At 41.8% G+C, this 19,762-nt stretch carries 19 protein-coding genes; 17 read left to right on the forward strand and 2 right to left on the reverse strand.

Translation table 11 applies throughout. The features are described 5' to 3' along the window. Positions 1 to 41 precede the first annotated feature (41 nt). From FZF08_RS29395 to FZF08_RS32155, 15 genes are all read left to right on the forward strand, one after another. Positions 42 to 2,516, forward strand: coding sequence for a TraG family conjugative transposon ATPase (locus FZF08_RS29395; RefSeq protein WP_159477700.1), 2,475 nt, complete (start codon positions 42 to 44; stop codon positions 2,514 to 2,516). Positions 2,517 to 2,548: 32 nt separating this feature from the next. Then, the gene (locus FZF08_RS29400) at positions 2,549 to 3,226 is read left to right on the forward strand and encodes a conjugal transfer protein TraI (RefSeq protein ID WP_159477703.1); all 678 of its coding nucleotides are present in this window, start codon (positions 2,549 to 2,551) and stop codon (positions 3,224 to 3,226) included. A 23-nt stretch (positions 3,227 to 3,249) separates the two neighbouring features. Further along, positions 3,250 to 3,891, forward strand: coding sequence for a hypothetical protein (locus FZF08_RS29405; RefSeq protein WP_159477707.1), 642 nt, complete (start codon positions 3,250 to 3,252; stop codon positions 3,889 to 3,891). Between the two features lie 6 nt (positions 3,892 to 3,897). Beyond that, the gene (locus FZF08_RS29410; protein WP_159477710.1) at positions 3,898 to 4,536 is read left to right on the forward strand and encodes a TerB family tellurite resistance protein; all 639 of its coding nucleotides are present in this window, start codon (positions 3,898 to 3,900) and stop codon (positions 4,534 to 4,536) included. 11 nt (positions 4,537 to 4,547) lie between these two features. Beyond that, complete coding sequence (gene traJ / locus FZF08_RS29415) at positions 4,548 to 5,645, forward strand: conjugative transposon protein TraJ (RefSeq protein ID WP_159477713.1); 1,098 nt, start codon at positions 4,548 to 4,550, stop codon at positions 5,643 to 5,645. 28 nt (positions 5,646 to 5,673) lie between these two features. After that, positions 5,674 to 6,291: a conjugative transposon protein TraK gene (gene traK / locus FZF08_RS29420; protein WP_159477716.1), complete on the forward strand. Its 618-nt coding sequence runs from the start codon at positions 5,674 to 5,676 to the stop codon at positions 6,289 to 6,291. A 47-nt stretch (positions 6,292 to 6,338) separates the two neighbouring features. Continuing rightward, a complete protein-coding gene (locus FZF08_RS29425) occupies positions 6,339 to 6,746 on the forward strand; it encodes a hypothetical protein (RefSeq protein ID WP_159477719.1) in 408 nt (135 codons plus the stop codon). 66 nt (positions 6,747 to 6,812) lie between these two features. After that, positions 6,813 to 8,159 carry a conjugative transposon protein TraM gene (gene traM, locus FZF08_RS29430; RefSeq protein WP_159477722.1) on the forward strand — a complete coding sequence of 449 codons (1,347 nt, stop codon included), beginning with the start codon at positions 6,813 to 6,815 and terminating at the stop codon, positions 8,157 to 8,159. Positions 8,160 to 8,202: 43 nt separating this feature from the next. After that, a complete protein-coding gene (gene traN / locus FZF08_RS29435; protein ID WP_159477725.1) occupies positions 8,203 to 9,036 on the forward strand; it encodes a conjugative transposon protein TraN in 834 nt (277 codons plus the stop codon). 40 nt (positions 9,037 to 9,076) lie between these two features. Further along, complete coding sequence (locus FZF08_RS29440) at positions 9,077 to 9,859, forward strand: hypothetical protein (RefSeq protein WP_159477728.1); 783 nt, start codon at positions 9,077 to 9,079, stop codon at positions 9,857 to 9,859. A 34-nt stretch (positions 9,860 to 9,893) separates the two neighbouring features. Continuing rightward, entirely contained in the window at positions 9,894 to 10,982 is a 1,089-nt protein-coding gene (locus FZF08_RS29445) for a hypothetical protein (protein WP_159477731.1), read from the forward strand. Further along, positions 10,979 to 11,272: a hypothetical protein gene (locus FZF08_RS29450; protein ID WP_159477734.1), complete on the forward strand. Its 294-nt coding sequence runs from the start codon at positions 10,979 to 10,981 to the stop codon at positions 11,270 to 11,272. Before FZF08_RS29445 ends, FZF08_RS29450 begins: the two co-directional genes overlap by 4 nt. A gap of 195 nt (positions 11,273 to 11,467) precedes the next feature. Beyond that, positions 11,468 to 12,730: an aminotransferase class I/II-fold pyridoxal phosphate-dependent enzyme gene (locus FZF08_RS29455; protein WP_159477737.1), complete on the forward strand. Its 1,263-nt coding sequence runs from the start codon at positions 11,468 to 11,470 to the stop codon at positions 12,728 to 12,730. Positions 12,731 to 13,286: 556 nt separating this feature from the next. Then, on the forward strand, positions 13,287 to 13,469 hold the full coding sequence (locus FZF08_RS32435) for a hypothetical protein (RefSeq protein WP_200837193.1): 183 nt from the start codon (positions 13,287 to 13,289) through the stop codon (positions 13,467 to 13,469). Next, the gene (locus FZF08_RS32155; protein WP_200837194.1) at positions 13,426 to 13,647 is read left to right on the forward strand and encodes an aldo/keto reductase; all 222 of its coding nucleotides are present in this window, start codon (positions 13,426 to 13,428) and stop codon (positions 13,645 to 13,647) included. Before FZF08_RS32435 ends, FZF08_RS32155 begins: the two co-directional genes overlap by 44 nt. 462 nt (positions 13,648 to 14,109) lie before the next feature. Here FZF08_RS32155 and FZF08_RS29465 read toward each other — a convergent pair whose 3' ends face one another. Beyond that, the gene (locus tag FZF08_RS29465) at positions 14,110 to 14,979 is read right to left on the reverse strand and encodes a hypothetical protein (protein ID WP_159477740.1); all 870 of its coding nucleotides are present in this window, start codon (positions 14,977 to 14,979) and stop codon (positions 14,110 to 14,112) included. A 2,068-nt stretch (positions 14,980 to 17,047) separates the two neighbouring features. Between FZF08_RS29465 and FZF08_RS29470 the strand changes: the two genes are divergently transcribed. Beyond that, positions 17,048 to 17,404, forward strand: a complete 357-nt coding sequence (locus FZF08_RS29470; protein ID WP_159477743.1) for a hypothetical protein — start codon at positions 17,048 to 17,050, stop codon at positions 17,402 to 17,404. Between the two features lie 258 nt (positions 17,405 to 17,662). Here FZF08_RS29470 and FZF08_RS29475 read toward each other — a convergent pair whose 3' ends face one another. Further along, positions 17,663 to 18,523: an arginase family protein gene (locus FZF08_RS29475; protein WP_159477746.1), complete on the reverse strand. Its 861-nt coding sequence runs from the start codon at positions 18,521 to 18,523 to the stop codon at positions 17,663 to 17,665. A gap of 398 nt (positions 18,524 to 18,921) precedes the next feature. On the opposite strand from FZF08_RS29475, the gene FZF08_RS29480 reads away from it, so the two are divergent. Next, positions 18,922 to 19,461 carry a hypothetical protein gene (locus FZF08_RS29480; RefSeq protein WP_159477750.1) on the forward strand — a complete coding sequence of 180 codons (540 nt, stop codon included), beginning with the start codon at positions 18,922 to 18,924 and terminating at the stop codon, positions 19,459 to 19,461. Positions 19,462 to 19,762: the final 301 nt, after the last annotated feature.

A 19,762-nucleotide genomic window follows, 5' to 3' on the forward strand; every position in this document is an offset into this window, starting at 1 on the left:
CAAATAATTCTATAATTTTTCAAGATAAATCAAGTGTAGAGATGGAAAAGTTGCTGGATGATTTATTACCGATCCTGGATATTGAGCATGGCTGTATCCTTTCCAAACAAGGGGACATGACGATGGTTTTCGAGGCTGAGTTGCCCGAGATATTTACGTTATCTGATCCGCAGTACGGCGCCTTTCACCAGACCTGGGTCAAAGCTTTGAAAATGCTGCCCGTGGGAAGCGTCTTTCAAAAACAGGACTGGTTCATTGATAGCAGATATTCACCAGATTCAACCAAAACGGGCAGCAGCTTTCTGAGCCGTAGCAGTGAAGTTTTTTTTACCGGACGGCCTTTTCTGGATCACAAATGTTACATCATGCTGACCAAAAAGCCGTTTGATCGGAAGTTATCAAGCTCGATGTTTTCCAATCTGATCCGCCCAAGCCTGGTACCACAGCAATCATTAAGCACCCAATCTCTGCACGACTTTCTTGACTCAGCCGGACAGTTCAGAAGGATTCTGGAGGATTCAGGTTTTGTCAAACTTCGCCAGCTTAAAGAGCAGGAGCTTTTCAGTCAGGCGCGTCAATCCGGGCTTATAGAAAAATATTGTTACCTGACTGCCGGGGATCAAGGAAGGTTGATCCGCGACCTGCACTTTGATAAAGGCATACAGATCGGGGACCGTTTTTGCCAGCTTTACAGTTTGGCAGACGCGGCAGACCTGCCAGGGCTATGCAGCCCATCAGTTATCTACGATCGGTATTCAACCGACAAAACCAAGTTCAGTACCGGCTTTGCATCGCCACTGGGACAACTACTGAACTGCAACCACATTTTTAATCAATTCATATTTATAGAGGATGCTGACAAAACCCTCAAAAGGCTCGAAAGCAAAAGGCTAAGATTACAATCACTATCGGTTTACGCAAGAGAGAATTCGCTTGCCTTGGATGCTACCAACGAATTTTTAAACGAGGCAATCAGTCAGCAGCGCCTTCCGGTCAAAGCGCATTTTAATGTGCTAGCCTGGACGGATTCACAAAGCGGGCTCAAAGAACTGAAAAGCACAGTATCCTCTGCCCTTGCGCAAATGGATATTGCAGCCAAAGTTGAAACAACAGGTGCACCTCAAATTTTCTGGGCAGGAATTCCTGGTAACGCGGCTGATTTTCCGATCAATGAGACCTTTGACACATTTGCCGAGCAGGCAGCCTGTTTTCTGAACCTGGAAAGCGGCTACCGCAGCTCTGACAGCCCGGTAGGTATGCGGCTCGGGGACCGGTTAACCGGCAAACCCGTACATGTAGACATATCCGATGAGCCCATACGCATGGGTATTTGTACAAACCGGAATAAGTTTATACTTGGGCCATCAGGCAGTGGTAAGAGTTTTTTTACCAACCACATGGTAAGAAGCTACTATGAGTCTGGCGCACATATCGTGCTAGTGGATGTAGGCCACAGCTACAAAGGGCTTTGCGATATGGTGGGCGGGTATTATTTTACTTATGACGAAAACAATCCTATCAAATTCAACCCATTTTATTTAGGACCGAGCGGGCTGCTGGATACCGAGAAAAAAGAAAGTATTAAAACGCTACTTTTGGCACTTTGGAAAAAGGACGATGAGGTTTTCAGACGCTCTGAGTATGTGGCATTATCCAATGCATTAACCCTGTACTATGCCTCTTTTAATAAAAAAGGGTCTGTGACCCTGACCCCGGGTTTCAATTCGTTTTACGAGTTCGTACGAGACGAATTCACAATTGTACTCAAACAAGACAAGGTTAAGGATCAGGATTTTGATATCAATAATTTTCTGTATGTACTGATGCCCTATTACAAAGGTGGCGAGTTTGACTACCTTTTAAATGCTACGGAGAATTTAGATCTTCTTAATGAGCGCTTTATAGTCTTTGAACTGGATGCGATCAAAGAGCATCCCATTTTATTTCCTATAGTAACCATCATCATTATGGAGGTATTTATTTCCAAGATGAGAAAGCTGGAAGGCATCCGTAAAATTATATTAATCGAAGAAGCCTGGAAAGCAATTGCAAAAGAAGGTATGGCGGAATACATAAAATATCTCTTTAAAACCGTCCGTAAATTCTTTGGCGAGGCCATTGTGGTAACCCAGGAGGTCGAAGATATCATCTCCTCTCCTATTGTAAAGCAGGCCATTATTAACAACTCGGATTGCAAGATACTTTTGGACCAGTCCAAATACCAAAATAAATTCGATCAGATCCAAGAGCTGCTCGGGCTGACCGAAAAGGAGAAAGCCCTAGTGCTTTCGGTCAACAAAGCCAACGATCCGCTCAGAAAATACAAGGAAGTTTTCATCAGTCTGGGCGGCACACTATCCAGGGTATACAGGACCGAGGTGAGCCCAAGCGAGTATCTGGCCTACACAACTGAGCAGACCGAAAAGATCAAGGTAGCAGCATATGCAAAAAAGTATGGCACTATCGAAAGTGGGATCAAGGTGCTGGCAGAAGAAATGCGCTCCAAGAGCGGTTAAACAAATTACTCCACCCAAACAGTATGTTAATCATGTTTAAGCGATTCCTTTTCACGCTGGTGCTTATTGGTGCCACATTTGGGCCGATCCCGGAAGCTCAGGCTGTAAATCCCTGGGCGGCTATTATCAAAGCGGCGATCAAAAAAGTTGTAAAGGCCGTGGATTTAATGATCCAGCGAAGACAGAATAAAGTCATCAAACTTCAAAACGCGCAGAAGGCGCTGGAAAACACGATGGCAAAACTAAAACTCGAACAGATTGCCGACTGGGTTAAAAAACAGCGGGACCTGTATAAAAAGTATTACGATGAGCTAAAAACGGTAAAGGCGGTGATCTCCCTTTATTTCCGGATCAAAGAGATCGCCCAGAAGGAAGCACTGATCGTCGAGCAGTACCAAAAGGCCTGGGCCCTGTTTCATAATGATAAACATTTTACTGCTGATGAGCTGCTTTACATGCAGAAGGTGTACACGGGTATTATCGAGCAGACAGCTAAAAACGTAGACCTGCTCACCCTGGTTGTTAAATCCTTTACCACCCAGATGAGTGATGCCAAAAGACTGGAAATCATAGATCAGGCGGCAAAGCAGGTTGATAAAGTATACGATGAGCTCACCACTTTCAATAATGAGAACAAGCGTTTAAGCCTGTCGAGGGCAAAAGACGAATTGGATGCCAAGGTAATCAAGGAGCTCTACGGAATCGATTAAATTTTAACAAAAAATCAATTGCGATGAAAAAAGCAATGATGCTGATCGTTTTGATACTGGTTGCAAATGCGGGGTTTGCCCAGAACTTCAAGGAATGGTTTCGCCAGAAAAAGACCCAGAAACAGTATCTGATCGAGCAGATTGCGCAACTTAAAGTATATCTGGAGCTAACCAAAAAGGGCTATAAAATTGCCAAGGAAGGCCTTACAACAATTTCAGACATCAAACGCTCAGAATTCAAAATGCATAAAAACCGTTTTGATTCTCTTCTGATCGTGAACCCCAATATCGGCTCCTATGGCCGTCTGAAACAAATTACTGATCTACATGGAAAGATCAATAATGTATGCGAGAAAATGCCCGCAGCCCTGGCTGAAGCAGGCGTGTTTGACCAGGATCAGCTGGCTTACTTTGAAAGGGTACTTGCTGTGCTTTACCAGGACTGCCAGCATATTCTGGGTAACCTGTTTTTGGTAATCCGCAATAACAACGTTGCGATGACTGACGATGAAAGGATTCTGCGCATTGAGCTCTGTTTCCGTCAGATGCAGGACAATTACAGCTTCGCCCGAAGCTTTGAGCAAAGCATCAAAGTATCTGCTGAGCAGGTCAACATTGAAAGAACCGAAATAAAAAACAGCCGGGCACTGCACGGCATAAACTGAAATAAGATGAAAAAGGCACTGATCATCATTTTACTTTCCATGTTTGCACTTGCACCAATTAACAGTACACAGGCCCAGACAGCCGAGGTTACCCAGCTGATTTTAAACATTGAAAAACTAAACCAACTTCGAAAGATCCTGAAAGAACTCAAAAACGGTTATGAAATCCTTTTTAAAGGATACAACACGATCCGTGATCTGTCCCAGGGAAATTTCAAACTGCACGAAGCCTTTTTGGACGGACTGTTACAGGTCAGCCCGTCTGTCAAAAAATATTCAAGGGTAAAAGATATCGTAGCATGCCAACTGGCACTTGTCAAAGAGTACCGGGCAGCGTACGCGCAGTTCTCTTCCGGGGATCACTTTACAGCACAAGAGCTCGCGTATATATATGATGTTTACACGGATTTGATCAAAGGAAGCATCAAAAATCTGGATGCATTGACAACTGTCCTTACTGCCAAAAAACTCAGGGCATCTGATGATGAAAGGCTCAGGATCATTGACAGCATCTACGAGGACATGACAGATAAACTGAGCTTCCTTCGATATTTTAATAGCAATGCCAGTGTGCTGGCAGCGCAGCGCAATTCTGAAAAAGCGGATATAGAACTTAGAAAGAAAATATACGGTATCGAACCTTAAAGAGAACTTGTATGAAAAGCTTTTTCAAAGTCACCGTCCTTGTGATGCTGGCAATTCTTTGCCCAGATTGGAGTGTAGCGCAGGGATTTGCCGAGCAGGTCCGGGGCATGAACGGCGTGTTAGACGGGCTTTACAAGGAAATGCTGCCTCTTTGCAGTAAACTCATTAACGTAGGCCGGGGCATTGCAGGCTTTGCAGCCATCTGGTACATAGCTCACCGCGTCTGGCGGCATCTCGCCAATGCTGAACCCATCGATTTTTACCCATTGTTCCGGCCGTTTGTGCTTGGGTTTGCGATCCTGATTTTCCCCTCTGTGATCGCGATGCTGAATGCAGTCTTGGCTCCTACCGTCCGTGGCACTGCCGGAATGGTAAAAGATTCAGACAAAGCCATTGCAACACTTCTAAAAAAGAAAGAAGATGCCATCAAAGATTCCAAATTCTGGCAGATGTATGTAGGTGATGATAGCAAAGGAAACAGGGATATGTGGCTTAAATATACCTATGGAACGACCGATGAAGCATTTGGCCAGGGAATACCCAATGATATCAAGTTTTACATGGCCAAACAATCATACAATTTCCGAAACTCGATCAAGGCCATGATCAGTGAGGTCTTGCAACTTGTTTTTGAATCAGCCGCCCTATGTATCAATACGATCCGAACCTTTTATCTGATCGTGATGGCAATTGTCGGACCACTGGTATTCGGCATTGCCGTCTTTGACGGTTTCCAGCACACGTTGTCTGCCTGGATTGCACGCTACATAAACATATTCCTTTGGCTTCCTGTCGCCAATATTTTTGGGGCAATCATCGGAAAAATTCAGGAGAAAATGATTGAGCTGGATATCCGTCAAGTCGCCCAGAACGGCGATACCTTTTTTAGTGCCAACGACATGGCCTATCTGATATTTCTCATTATTGGAATTGTAGGCTACTTCTCTGTGCCCTCTGTGGCGGGATACATTATCCAGGCCGGTGGTGGTAATACGCTTCTTCATAAGACGACTGCGCTTTTATCAAATACGGTTACCGGGATTGGGAACTACGCATTCCCAGCCGGAGGCGGTTTCGGACGACTACCTACGCCTAACAAGAAATCATGATTTGATCATCTGCTAAAAACATTAAGCTATGTTTACCAAAGCCAAAAATATTGACACTGCATTTCGGCATATCCGGATTTTCACCCTGGTGGTCGTCTGCGGAAGTATTGTCTTCTGCTGTTATTCTCTGTACAAAAGCTACGAACTCGTGCAAACGGCCCAGGGAACAGTTTATATTCTCGCCGAAGGAAAGGTTCTTGATGCTTATGCATCACAGCGGCGAGATAACATTCCCGTTGAAGCCCGCGATCATGTTGCCAGCTTTCACCGGCTGTTTTTCACTTTGGATCCCGATGATAAAACAATCTCCTCAAATGTTTCGAAAGCACTGTATCTGGCCGACGGATCAGCTAAAAAACAATATGACAATTTGAAAGAATCGGGCTACTATACCGGTGTCATATCGGGAAACATCAGCCAGCAAATACAGATCGACAGTGTTGAAGTGGACATCTCTATTTATCCCTACTTCTTCAAATGCATCGGGATGCAGCGCATCATCCGTCCGACAAGCATTGTTTCGCGCAGGCTGGTTACCGAGGGCTATTTGCGCACGGTATCACGAAGTGATAATAACCCACACGGATTTCTGATTGAGAAATGGACTACAATCGAAAATAAGGACATCAGTGTACAAAACCGCTAACGGGAATGCGGGCCTTCTTTAATTTCCACAACTTAAAATATTCACCTATGTTTTACAGATTCAATGCTCACAGGGCCACCAAATCTCAGCCAACTGATACACCTACGGACCGGCTGCCGAAAAAAATAGCTGGTAAGATACTATTCTTCCAACGAGGCTGGGCAGCTCTGATGGACCGGTATTCCCGGAAAATACCAGTCAAGTGGCTCAAAACAATATTGATTGTCTTTACCCTGGGCGCAGGCACGTACTGCATCTACCTGATTAAAGGCAGCATAATAACACAGGACACTTTACGATTTAAAAACATCGTTTTGCTCCGCTTATGGCCCTTTGATCCATATGAACAAAAGCTAAAACTCCAAAAACAGTCCGCCATAGGCCGCTACCTGGATAGCCTTGAAAGTAAGATCAAGCAAGACAGCCTGGAAAATCCGCAGCAATACCATCCCTAACAGTCTTTAAGGCCGAAACGCCTAACTAAATCAGTCATTTTAATCAATCATTAAGCAATCACAATCATGGAAAACAGAACCTACTCTGCCCGCTATTTACAACAACGCAAGTTATACACCTTTTTGCCGCTGTTGGTACTGCCATTTCTGACATTCTTTTACTGGGCCGCAGTTGTTAAAAATGTAAAGAAAACTCAGATTACAACAGCCGAACCTACCGGGCTGAATACCAATTTGCCTGATGCTTTTTTAAAGGAAGGCAAGCCCATGGACAAGCTTAGCTACTACCAGAAGGCCGCCGATGACTCAGCTAAGCGGGCCGAGCTGATAAAGAAAGATCCCTACCGTCAGCAAATTCAGCTTGCCGGTCAACTGGATACTGCAGGGGTACCACTGCAGGGACTCACAGGGCCCTATGGAAAACACAAGCGCGTAGCACCTGTTTTCTATAAAGGAAAAACATATTCCAATCCAGATGAGGCAAAGGTTTATGGTAAGTTAAAAGAACTTGACGCAGTTCTTGCAGCTTCTGCGGAGCCTGGCTTTAAAGATGAGAAAAAGCAAATTGACGCAGAGCCAGCCCGGCCATCCGGCCAGGCTCAGATCAGCGAAGGAGCTGACATGCAAAGACTCGAATCTTTGATGTCCGGGCTTCAGGGAGAATCTGAGGTTGACGCACACGACCCGGAGATGAAGGAATTAAATGAACTGCTTGAAAAGGTTATGGACATTCAGCATCCTGAGCGTGTTGCAGATAGGTTGCAAAAAGAGGCCCAGCAAAATGAAAAACAGGCTTTTCCTGTCACAACCGGGCAGAATAGAAACCCAATTACAACATTAGAAAATATGATAGCCGCTGATTCTTTGACTGACAACTTAATTTCTGAACTACATTTCCAGCAGAATGGCTTCTTCTCGTTGGATCAGGAAGTTACAGCCAACGCGGGTAATGCCATACCTGCTGTCGTGCACCAGGATCAGCAGCTGGTAACGGGGGCCACAGTCAAACTCCGGCTGACAGGAGATATTTATGTTGGAGGTGTACTGATTCCAAAAGACAGCTTTGTATTTGGGCAGGCCTCTCTAAATGGCGAACGGCTGATGGTTCAGGTTGTTTCCATCCGACACGAAAACGCACTGCTACCTGTAAAGCTGTCGGTTTATGATCTGGACGGAATTGCGGGTATACATATTCCGGATGCCATCAGCCGAGATGTGGCTAAACAATCCCTAGGGCAGGATATTCAGGGAGTAAGCATCGGCTCACTTGATCCTTCGCTTGGAGCACAGGCAGCTAGTGCAGGTATCCAGGCGGCAAAAACGCTCATCGGCAAAAAAGCACGTCTAGTTCAGGTATCACTGAAAGCAGGATACCAGGTGTTGCTGCGGGATGGTAATACGGCGTCGATGTAGGCAGCTGGGAGGATCTACACTTTCAATTTAATTTATACGAATCATGAAAAAAAACCGAATTGGCCGGATTCTGGCCTTGTTATTGCTTGTGATCAGCGGGAAGGCATTCTCACAAAATGTTGAGCTATTTGTTATTGAGCCCTTCCCATTGGAAATCACTTATCACAAAACGGTAAATTTGATCTTCCCTTTTGCCATTAAAAGTGTTGACCGCGGAAGCCGGGATATACTAGCTCAAAAAGCAAAGGGTATTGAGAACATCTTACAGATAAAAGCAGCCAGAAAAGGATTTATACAGACCAACCTGACCGTAGTCACATCGGATGGCAAGCTGTATTCCTTTGTTGTCACCTATGCAGACGAGCCCTTGCAGCTAAACATTGAGTTAATTCCTGACAAAAACAAGTCCTCTTCATCCGCGCTATTTCAGCACAGCAATCAGGCTGTGATCCAGCATAGTTCTGAGCTTGCCTTATCAGATAAAAACAACTTGCATAGAATCAAAGATCGTTGTGACAAGGCGCGGTTCGCACTCAGTGGGCTCTACATCAGGGAAGATGTAATTTTTTACCGTTTACAACTTGAAAACCACTCGAATATAACCTACGACATTGAAAATCTTCGATTTTTCATCCGCGATAAAAAACGGGTAAAACGCGCGGCTGTGCAGGAAAGGGAGATCATGCCGGTCTACGTCCATCAGGATACCGCTGCCGTTGGTGCGAAGAGCTTCCATGTATTCGTCTTTGCAATTGACAAATTTACAATTCCTAATCAAAAACAGCTCACCATTCAGCTTATGGAGAAAAATGGCGGAAGGCATATGGAACTACAGGTACAAAACAGAGCCATTGTCCGCGCTAAGCCACTTTCATAAATACAGTAACATTTTCATTTACCATTAAATACGTACGATCATGAATGAGAACAATTTTGATTTCCTTAAGGACCAGGTAAAATTTACCGGCTTTGGACAGGAGCTGGAATCGCAGCTCAAAGCCAATCTGGCCAAGTCTCAAACTGAATTTCAGCTTAAGCATACTGCTGCCTACGGCAAAGATGAGCTTAGCGCTGTGCTTCAGTTCAAAAAATCCAATCAGACTGATATGTTCTTTTTTAACAACTATACCGCGTCGCTTAAAAAGGAGAATGAGGATAAATCGGTTGAACAAAAATTTTACATCAATAAAGAAAAAGGCAGCATCACTTTGAAAGAAGCCTATAACCTTTTGGACGGCCGGGCAGTCAATAAAGACCTGACAAATAAAGAAGGAAAGCTCTACAACGCCTGGGTACAACTGGACTTCAAAGAAACGGAAAACAACGGAAATTTTAAGATAAAGCAATTCAGTGAAAAATACGGATTTGAACTCGAAAAAGCACTTTCCAAACATCCCATTAAAGAGCTCGGCAACGATACGGATAAATCGCGTCTGATCGAATCGCTTCAAAAAGGGAACCGTCAGGCAGTCACCTTCGTGCAGGATGGGGCAGAACAAAAACGCTTTATTGAAGCGAATCCCCAGTTTAAGTCCGTAGCTGTTTATGACGAGCGTCAGCAGCGGATCCGAAGTTCACAAACCGAAAAACAAGGTCAGGGTGAAAGCCAGTCCCAGCAGCAAAGCGAAAAGCAAGATGTGAAAGCACAGGAAAATGAAGAGCCTTCCCGGCGAGCAAAGCGAAAGGGTGTTTCAGTCTGAGACCGCTTGTTTCAAAATATAAATCATGCAGATCATGGAGCAGCAAGTTGAAAATAGTGAGATTACTTCCAACAGAATAGCCAAAGAGCTAAATGAATGGAAAGCCCGCGAACAGCGTTTTGGAAAACTGTTCTCTGCTGACATTTTAAAAGACAAGGCATTTCTAAAAGAAAAGCTTGGGTTCTACGAGCATTTGCAGACAAAGTATCGCCGTTCAAATGTCCCGGAGGAAAAAATGACGCTGATCATCCTGGCACGTCAGAATGATTTGCTCAGAAAACAGGTTTACCCGAATCTTTGGATGAGGCTCTTGCAAAGAGCACTGGCTCCATTTAGAGAGAAGCAGGCGGAAAGACAGACAACGATTTCTTCTGACCGCAATCTATCGGATCTGAAAGAGGCTGTTGCCAAGGTGGGTTTTGAAGCTGTCGGCTCGAAGCTCGCACAGCAGATAAAGGAAGGACAAAGGGAATTCTCAGTCCCTTTGTCCTATTACATCAGCGAAACCCAGAAAATGGATATCAGTCTTTCTTTTGCGAAGGATGCAAGCGGTGCATACCGGTTTGAAAAGTACCAGGCGGCACTGACTGATACGGATAAGCCGCAGGAATCAAAAAAACAAATATTCTCTTCGGAAGATCAAATCAGTGCTTCGCAGGCTCAAAACCTTCTTTCGGGCAGGGCTATAAAAATTGAAACTTTTGATATCAATGCCGGTTCAAAGTCCAAGTGGATACAGCTCGATTTTAACGATCAGGATCCATCTGGAAACCATAAATTAAAAGAATTTCATAAAGATTACGGTTTTGACCTGCAAAAAGCCGTGAATCAACTCGGTGTAAAAGAAACCCTAACGGCGAAAGATCAACAGGTACTACTTGATGCATTAAGTCGCGGCGAAAAACCGCAGGTGACTATCATGCGGGAAGGCAAAGAGGTTAATCTTTCCATAGAGGCAAATCCGCAGTATAAAACGCTGAATGTTTACGATGAGCATCAAAAGAAAATAAGTATCGCCCAGGCATTGTCGGGCCCTGAAAAACAGGCTTTGAAAATTACAGAACAAGCCCCCAAAGAAAACGAGCAGCAATCCAAGAAGAACGGACAAAAAGTTAAGCAATGAAAAAGGATTCGATATTAGCTTCGTTTTTTTCAGCCATTGAAACAGATCAGCGTTTGGGCATTTCGCACATCGGACTTTATGTGACCCTAATCTGGCTGTGGGAAAAACAGGGATTTAAAGGGCCCGTCGTCGCTTTTGGGAAAGATGTGATGACACTGTCACGAATTGCAAGTACGGCCACTTACCAAAAGCTCATTCATCACCTTGAGCAGTATGGCTATATACGATATCAGCCTTCATACTACAAAGGTAAAGGCAGCAGGATTTTCCTGAGTAAATCTTATCATTAACAACACAAACACTAGTAGTTGAATCAAAACGTGTAAATGTCCGAAGAACTGCATATGGATCTTTACCTCTATATGTTCGCTGCACGTCGCGTTGTAGATGACAAAGATCGATATCCAAATAAAAAACTAAGTCACAGGAATCGAAAAAAATGAGAACTAGTTTTCGCAAACTTCAATATAAATACATCCACTTTTATGAACATTAATTTTGCCACCGCTAGTTTCAAGGATTTTGAAAACGTACCCGAACTGGACGCCATCCAACGGGCAGATCTTTTTTATGATTTTTTAGGCTACATGAAAGATAACGGACATATGAATTATCGTCTGCTCAACCTCTCAGGCTGTGGACCGGAAATGCGGGTTATTACCTCTGCAAACACGTCCCCTAAAAAATTCATCAGCTTTGTATGCAATGATTATCTTGGGTTTACCCAGCATCCATCCGTTATAGCTGCTGTCGTTAAAGCAGTAAAACGTTATGGAACCGGCGCTGGCGCATCTCCGCTTATCGGGGGACATTTCAGTTATCACCAGGATTTGGAAGAAAAAATAGCCAAATTTTTCGGCAGAAGCAGTGACAGCTCAGTTATTTATACAACAGGCTACACTGCGAACAGCGCTTCGCTTCAGGTCCTGTTGCAGAAAGAAGACATTGCAATTGTAGACATGTCAGTTCATGCAAGTGTCTACGAAGGATGTATGCTGACCAATCGTAAAAGTTTTCTTCACAACGATCTGGAATCACTCGAAAGAATTCTGAAAGACGCTGCGGCAAAATACCGAACTAAAATGGTGATCGTTGACGGCGTTTACTCCCAAGATGGCGACATTGCTCCTTTGGATAAAATTTACGCACTCACCAAACAATACGGCGGGCTTCTGATGGTCGACGATGCACACGGAATCGGAGTGCTGGGTAACAATGGCAGGGGAGCAATGGAGCTACTAAACATTCTTGAAAAGGTAGATATTATCACCGGGACATTTTCAAAAACATTTTCGAATGTCGGCGGATATGTTGTTACAAGTCCCAAACTTGCAACTTTTTTAAAGTTTCAATCCAGACAGCACATCTTTTCTGCCACTGCAGGGCCTGCTTCCGCAGGAATTGTCAAAGCCATAGACTTAATTGATGAGCAGCCTTTATGGCGAAATATGCTGGCGTCAAATATTTCCTACCTCCGTAATGGACTTGTTAGTCTCGGATTCGATATTGGCAATACGCAATCGGCCATTATTCCTGTAAAAATTGGTGATGCCCATAAAACTTCAAATGCAGGCAAGATGCTTTTGGAGGCCGGGATTTACGCAAACCCAATCCTTTACCCGGCTGTTTCCAAAAAGAACGCCCGTATACGTATGAGTGTGATGGCAACCCACACACGCGAGCATCTGGATCGTACATTAAATGCTTTTGAGGATTTAAATAAGGCAATGCACATTGTCCAAAAGTAGTAAATATGAAAGTAGTAAATCTGACAAATGGCATTAGGCACAATTCGCTGCTGCCCAGCGGAAAGTGGAGCTGCTATTCATAACCAAAACAACGATTTGAGCTCTAAAGGCAATTATTATTTAGCACGATTAGGTCAGTGACGCCGACAGAATCACCAGGCAAATTGCCTGGTGATTCTGCATTTTAGCAGACAGAACTTTACATTGTGAGCGGAAAATCCATTCAATTTCCCTTCATTGAAAATAATGATCAATTGAGGAATATGATTCTATTGTTAGAATTTGGCAGTCAACAATATTACTTAAATTACAATTTTCCCAGCTGTACCAGGGACTATTCCTTGAGAATTAGATGAAATAAGTTTCCGGTAATTCATAGGCCTACATTTCGGTCGGGTTATATTTTAATCCTTATTTCGCAGTATTAAAATACATCCCATACCAATTAATCTAATTTAGCAAACATGCACAAAATACAATTTTCGAGATTATTGCGGGCAGTATGAATTGTGGTGTTTGGGGAAACGGTTCTAATACCTAGCAGATGATTGAATTGATGAGCACTTGCTTGGAAAACGATATCAAAACATTTGACCAAGCTGATATTTATGGAGACTATACTACTGAGGCGGATTTTGGGAATGCCTTCTTAGAGAGCAAAATGAGCAGGGAAATGATACAGCTGGTTTCAAAATATGGCAGTCAGATGCAGTCGGAAAGAAGAAAAACCCGCCGGTAAACATTACGACTATTCGTCAGCTTACATAATTTGGTCGGTTGAACAATCACTGAGAAACCTAAGAACTGATTACCTGGACTTGCTTTTACTACATCGCCCTAGTCCATTAATGAAATCCGATGAGATCGCAGAAGCAATAGAAAAACTGAAAGGTGACGTAAAAATTTTGGAGGTTTGAGTCTCCAATTACACCCCTTCGCAAATGGACTTAATTTAACATAAAATCAAAATCACCTATAATCAGATTGAGTTTGCCATCACATATCTTGAAGCAATGCTCGATGGAACTTTGGACCATATGCAAACACATAAAATCATACCGATGTTTTGGTCCCTAATGCGCACAGTTTTTAACAAAGATGATGAGCGGTCTGGGCGCATCAAATCCATCCATACAAATTTATCACCAAAATATGGTGCCTCTGCTGCTGTCAAACTTCTTCCCTGGATTCTAAAACACCGATCAGCAATTATACCGGTATGTGGCACGAAACAACCATCCAGAATCACAAACTTAGTGAGAGCAAACGATATTGAGATGGAATTGCAGGATTGGTTTTCTCTTTGGACCGAAAGCTCAGGCTCTGAGGCCCCCTAAACTATTTATACCTTAGTCCCAGTCATAACGATTTTTAACATGTTATGGAAAATTGTAAATCAGGCGAATATCCTGTTCCGGATCAAACGGTTCCCCGCTTGAACTATTTGTCTCTGCCCAGGCTCCGAAAAAATCATCTACCATCCCTTCGGTAAGTGTTAAATAAATACTTGCAGGCGTCTTTTGTTTACGGGCCAGTCTACCAATCAGCGTGAAGTCGTCGTCATCGACAAACACATCCCCTTGTGTTGTTTGATACGTCATTAGTGACATCAAAAGATTATCATCCAGGCCAAATGTCTTGTCTTTGCAATTCTTATTAAAAGCCTGGTAAAATCGCTCACTTTGAAATTCGGCCAGTTCTGCAAGAATCTGACAAAGAGCTACCACTTCATCCAGATTAAGCTTAACCACCGATTGCATACCGCCAAGCCCGCTTGCAGGCATGTTATATGAAAAAATCTCGCGAAAGTCCCTGGCAAGTTGAAGTTTTTTCTCAACATCTGCTCCAAACTCCTTATTTAATTGCTTAACCGCGTCCACTGTAAGATTGAGTACCTTTGAGTGGTTTGATTTAAATAAGGCGCTGTCATTCCACTCATGTTCTGGCAGTGTTAGTAAAACAGCTCGCGAACAGGTAAATAATGAATAATACAATAGGTATGGTTCGACAACTTGAACATTTTTTTGATTGGCATAATAAACCGAATTGATCATCAGAGTAGCACTCAGGATCATTTTAGAGGCCAGGTAGGTACGCGCAATCCATTCAGTATTCAACTGGTCATTCCAGTTTTTGGTAAGTGGAGTGTATCTTTGTAACAGACTGGCATAATGTCTTTCAAGTTCCGCATCAGAAAATGCAAACGGCAAATGGTCGTAGTCATAAATTCCCTTAAACAACTCAGCCATAAATATGGATTGAGTTTATAATATAATGATTTCTATAAATCATATCACTGATTGTACAAAGTTTACAAATATAAGTCAAAATAATAAGTTAGAAATCTACAAGAAAAATTAAACCATACATAGCATATTTTAGTGACATGCATTGAAGCAAAACTTAGGTTACGAGGGGTATTGCCAACGTTGTTTGCTAAATAGGATAATAAAAACCCAAAGGTAGGACGGCTCCCCATTTATTTCGGCTTACTTGTAAGTCACCTGAGGAAAAAAATAATTTTAAAGTTATTGTTCAAAAGATTAATTGCTGATGAAATGTAGAAAACGAATAAATTTTAAACCAATTTATTCTAGTTCGAATTTCAAAGCAGGCAAGAACGTTCCATGTACTGCATTTCGGACACAGTTGCAATTTTTTATACCAATATTTTTGCACCCTTTTTGATCCGCAAATATCATACATGATCATCCGTTTGGAGAAAATGAAAATGTCAGAGAATACGCTTCACACGTACAGCTGGCTGAGATATTGTAAACCCGGGCTTTTCCAATATATTGCTTGTATCACGTGCCGGTATAATTTGCTATCATCACGGCCGTAAATTAAAACCGGCCTTCCACCTTCTTCAAATAAACAAGACAAAACATTCGATTGATTATCAATATCTTAATAATCAGTCTTTTAATGTCTTTATGCTCCTCGAGTAACTGGGCTCAGAGGTATTAAAAAACAAACCAAAACCGGTATTCCGGTTTTGGTTTGTTCAGATTCCAAGTGTTCGATAAATATTAAAGAACTTAACAAAATTAAGACGTGAAAAAAATCACTTGGTTAATTGTCATTTTGGCAATCGTCCTATCTGGAATTATAATAGTCATAAACGCTGTCACCGCACTGTCGTTCGGAGAACTTTCAGGACTCGTCGGGCAGGGTTTGGTTGTTGTCGGCTCCGTGCTCGTGTTTTATCAAATGAAAATAAATTTTAATTACAATCAGCGTAAGGCAACATCAGACTTTATATTTGGCCCTATCCAAACTACCCTTTTACCATTGTAACTCAGGCTTAAAAAGCTCATTGCAAAGCAAATACTATTGTTTGAACGGAATGAAAATTTTCTGAATTTAATTGATGCCAAAGAAATGGATGAATCCAAAAAAAAAGAATTAATCCAGATTGTTCATGATATTTTAAATTTTTACGAGCGCATGTCCATATGCATCTTGAAGGATACATTCGACGAAGACATTGTTATGATGACAAAGGGCTGTTAATGATTCATTTCGTGGATTGGACAAGAACTTACATTCGTAGACTAGAAACTGATGTAGAAGATAGGGCTTATGCAAATTGTATTAAAGTTGCAGATTCATGGATGCTCAGATATAAGTCACATGAAAAAAAAATCAATAACGCAAGAAATAAAGAAAGGGAAGCTAAAACGATTAGAAATCAGGGAATTTCCTGACAACATATTCTGAACAAATGTTCGGGCCGGAATAAAATTCACAAAATCAGCTTATGCACCTCAAAATGGTAAAATAATCTTGGAATCTCTAACAAAATAAATAGTACACTTTTCGGTAATCGGTTAAATCTGGTTAATTTACAGCATTCCTTTTCTTGATCCTAATTGTGTAAAAAAGCAAAAGATTTAGGACAAACCTTACTTGAATTTACCGAATTGAAAATTAGAATAGAATTCAGTCCGGCACTTCAAGAGTGATTCAGATACTAATTAAGGAGCAACATATTGATACTGAACATCGGTGGAGATTCTGCTTAAGAAAACATTCTATGCAACATACCAATATCACTCAGTTAATAACTAATTTGGATGCCATTGAAAATTTGCAGCTTACCTTTGATTATTATTTCGGCCAGCAGGTAGTAAATGGAACTAACCTTAACTTTTAAAATGCACAAAAAGGATTGATTTTATTCCGGTAGAACTGCTTCATTTCCGTTAATCCACGATCAACTTTTAGAAAGCATAATATCTACCGGCATACTCTGGTTGCAGTTACTTAAAGCCCTTTTAAGTATTTTACCAAAAAAAACTCAAAATAATACCCATGTATCCTTCTTTTGATTGTCTATACCTATTTGAAAATCCTGAGATCTTCATTCTTGAAATAAAACGTACTGATGTGCCATCCGTTACGCCTAAAACAGAAACTCACAAGTGGCTACTGATGGACAAGGCTACGTTGGACGTTACAGCACTAACCTTTCTATCCATGAAATCAGATTTCAATACTGAAGAGCGTTTTTTCGAGCAGGGCTATTTGTCATTTGATTCTGGGAAAGCTATATATATCAAGGAATCAACGTCAAAGCAAACAATTCTTAATATAAAAGAAACCTATGCAATTCCACTAGTACTATCACTTGCCATACAGCAACTCCTGGCAAAAACGCAAAGCTTGTGACTTAAAGAATCAGAAAATAATCTGATTCTTTAAGCACTTGTCAGTTAGGCTTTTATCCAGACAACTATTTGCAACACAAAGTAAAAGTAAACTTTTCTCCGAATCCTTTCTCATCAATGCCTGCTTCAAAACAGAGTTAAATTGATCCTGTGAACATTCTTTTTCAAAAATTAACTTTTCTGCCAATGAAGGTTTATATCTGAACTCGCGTAAATCCTGAAAAAAGTAGTTCAATTGTTAGTAATGATAATACAGATCCTAATTTGCATAAGCACCATCGATGTATCGTTTGTAAGTATCTAAAATGTCCTTAATAGGTTCCAATTCTTCTTGCGTTCTTGCCGTGGTTTCGGTAAGCGCCATGCCAACTACACAGTAATTATCCAAAATTTGGTTCAAGCATGCATTTAGTTCCTTGCTGTCAAATCCTGCTGGCGTAGGGCATTTGACACAAGGGAATGATGCAGGATCAAGAACATCCAGATCCAGGTGGATATAAACATAAGTTGAAATCTTCTCTGCAACCAAATCAAGTAGTTTTTGTTTCCAACCGAGCATACCATTTAAAACCGAAATCGAGTTTTGTATAATATAAACCTGTTCCGGAGCATCAGGATCTCTAAGTCCAGCCAAAATAACCTGCTGACTTTTTACCCGCATTGAAGTCCTCAACGGGACTCCATCAAACCCGCCATCCAATAAAAGTCGCAGTGGCATGCCGTGAAAATGCCCGCTTGGAGAGGATTCTGGAGTATTTAAGTCCGCATGGGCATCGAGCCAAATAACAGTGAGTTGCCCGTCATACCTACTGTTGAGATAATCAATTGGTGCAATTTCCGATGCGCAGTCACCAGCGATCAGAACCAGCTTTTCAGGCTGATTTTTATAGAGTAAATCTTCTGCTGATTTGAGTTGGGTTAATAAAGGGTGGTACCCGCTAATATTATATTTAGTATCTAGGGGCTCATCCGAAAGCGGAACGCGAAGTGGCGATCCTTCATGAAAATAGTCGAATAACGTTTGCGCTCCAATCTGTAGCTCTCTTGTCAGACCACTCCCCTGCCATTGAGGAAAATATATCAATGCTGCCCTTTTATGTTCCCGTTTATTTTTTATCATGATAGCCAATTATGAGATTGTGTTGATTCCCTTGGTATTTTGCGAAAGTATTGATTTCATTTCATTCTACATTGCCTTACAAATGCTTGGGAAGTACAGATATTGCTATAGGCGATAAGTAAACCTGAGATTTGTGTGCGTCACTACACCAGAGAAGTCATTTCAGATATGTAAGAAAACAATGCCTGCTCAGCATTAGGCTGTTTTCCTTATGACTACACATGCCGTGATCTGCCTATGAATTGCAAGATCAAGCCTTATCAAAAATATTCACTAAGTCACACATTAGAGGTTTTATGAATCGTATTTTCAACGAAAAAACGCAAACACTCGCTTTTTTGGATTATCGCACAACTAACAAACTAGTTAATTAAATATTCTACAAACCATTAAGTAAGATGAAGAATTTATCATTACCCCAAACCTTATTATTGATTTTGACCGCAGCGGCTTGCGGGCAAGACAAACTTGATTCACAAACCGCACGGGCACTTATCGTAGCTGAATACAAGCTTCCAAAAGTTATCGATCATAGAATTGCTATGGGTGACCCCACCGATGCAAAGCGTATGCTGGACCTAGGTCTGGAAAAAGATGGATTTGTCAAAATCAAAACCTCGCAAACACTCAGCGAGCTCGGTACTCCATGGATAACTTTCACCAATAAAGGGCATCAATATTTTGCTCAGACACCGCAAAGCGAGAAAAAATACAATCTCCAGAACGTTAAGCTCGCCGAAATGCATTTCGGAGAAATTAAAGGCATATCGATGGGCAGTGAGGATAAAAGTGCGACGGTTGAATATACCAGAATCTATAAAAACACCACGCCATTTTGCCGGTTAAGCAGTATAGATTGGACTAGACCCTCTGTTCATAAAGCATATTTTATCAAGTATGATACTGGCTGGAAATTGGACACCGGAAATGAAAATTAGTATACACTTATTAATCAAATATCGCAGGAAATGGGAGTTTCTATGACGCTCTACAACTTTCAGGAGACAAACGCGGCGCATTTTGGCTAAACAATTACACAATCGGTGTGAATATTAAAGATGTATTTACCCTATCGTATACTAAATTCTGGGGAAGCAAAAGTATATCAGATAACCCGTTGGGTGAAATATAATTAAGGAAGAAAAGTGTATACATATTGGGTTAAGATACTGAAATTCAGTATCTTAAAGTCGCCAAACAAACCCCAATATGTATGTCAAAATTAGTGAAAAATTATTA

The sequence above is a fragment of the Dyadobacter sp. 3J3 genome, assembly GCF_009801115.1.
In the GTDB taxonomy this organism is placed as follows: Bacteria; Bacteroidota; Bacteroidia; order Cytophagales; family Spirosomataceae; genus Dyadobacter.

Excerpts from the sequence above, each read along its gene's own strand:
- traM (WP_159477722.1), top strand. The coding sequence starts at position 6,813 with ATGGAAAACAGAACCTACTCTGCCCGCTATTTACAACAACGCAAGTTA.
- FZF08_RS29450 (WP_159477734.1), top strand. The coding sequence starts at position 10,979 with ATGAAAAAGGATTCGATATTAGCTTCGTTTTTTTCAGCCATTGAAACA.
- FZF08_RS29470 (WP_159477743.1), top strand. The coding sequence starts at position 17,048 with ATGTATCCTTCTTTTGATTGTCTATACCTATTTGAAAATCCTGAGATC.
- FZF08_RS32435 (WP_200837193.1), top strand. The coding sequence starts at position 13,287 with ATGAGCACTTGCTTGGAAAACGATATCAAAACATTTGACCAAGCTGAT.
- FZF08_RS29480 (WP_159477750.1), top strand. The coding sequence starts at position 18,922 with ATGAAGAATTTATCATTACCCCAAACCTTATTATTGATTTTGACCGCA.
- FZF08_RS29440 (WP_159477728.1), top strand. The coding sequence starts at position 9,077 with ATGAATGAGAACAATTTTGATTTCCTTAAGGACCAGGTAAAATTTACC.
- FZF08_RS29400 (WP_159477703.1), top strand. The coding sequence starts at position 2,549 with ATGTTTAAGCGATTCCTTTTCACGCTGGTGCTTATTGGTGCCACATTT.
- FZF08_RS29395 (WP_159477700.1), top strand. The coding sequence starts at position 42 with ATGGAAAAGTTGCTGGATGATTTATTACCGATCCTGGATATTGAGCAT.
- FZF08_RS29410 (WP_159477710.1), top strand. The coding sequence starts at position 3,898 with ATGAAAAAGGCACTGATCATCATTTTACTTTCCATGTTTGCACTTGCA.
- FZF08_RS32155 (WP_200837194.1), top strand. The coding sequence starts at position 13,426 with ATGGCAGTCAGATGCAGTCGGAAAGAAGAAAAACCCGCCGGTAAACAT.
- FZF08_RS29465 (WP_159477740.1), bottom strand. The coding sequence starts at position 14,979 with ATGGCTGAGTTGTTTAAGGGAATTTATGACTACGACCATTTGCCGTTT.
- traK (WP_159477716.1), top strand. The coding sequence starts at position 5,674 with ATGTTTACCAAAGCCAAAAATATTGACACTGCATTTCGGCATATCCGG.
- traN (WP_159477725.1), top strand. The coding sequence starts at position 8,203 with ATGAAAAAAAACCGAATTGGCCGGATTCTGGCCTTGTTATTGCTTGTG.
- FZF08_RS29455 (WP_159477737.1), top strand. The coding sequence starts at position 11,468 with ATGAACATTAATTTTGCCACCGCTAGTTTCAAGGATTTTGAAAACGTA.
- FZF08_RS29475 (WP_159477746.1), bottom strand. The coding sequence starts at position 18,523 with ATGATAAAAAATAAACGGGAACATAAAAGGGCAGCATTGATATATTTT.
- FZF08_RS29425 (WP_159477719.1), top strand. The coding sequence starts at position 6,339 with ATGTTTTACAGATTCAATGCTCACAGGGCCACCAAATCTCAGCCAACT.
- FZF08_RS29405 (WP_159477707.1), top strand. The coding sequence starts at position 3,250 with ATGAAAAAAGCAATGATGCTGATCGTTTTGATACTGGTTGCAAATGCG.
- FZF08_RS29445 (WP_159477731.1), top strand. The coding sequence starts at position 9,894 with ATGGAGCAGCAAGTTGAAAATAGTGAGATTACTTCCAACAGAATAGCC.
- traJ (WP_159477713.1), top strand. The coding sequence starts at position 4,548 with ATGAAAAGCTTTTTCAAAGTCACCGTCCTTGTGATGCTGGCAATTCTT.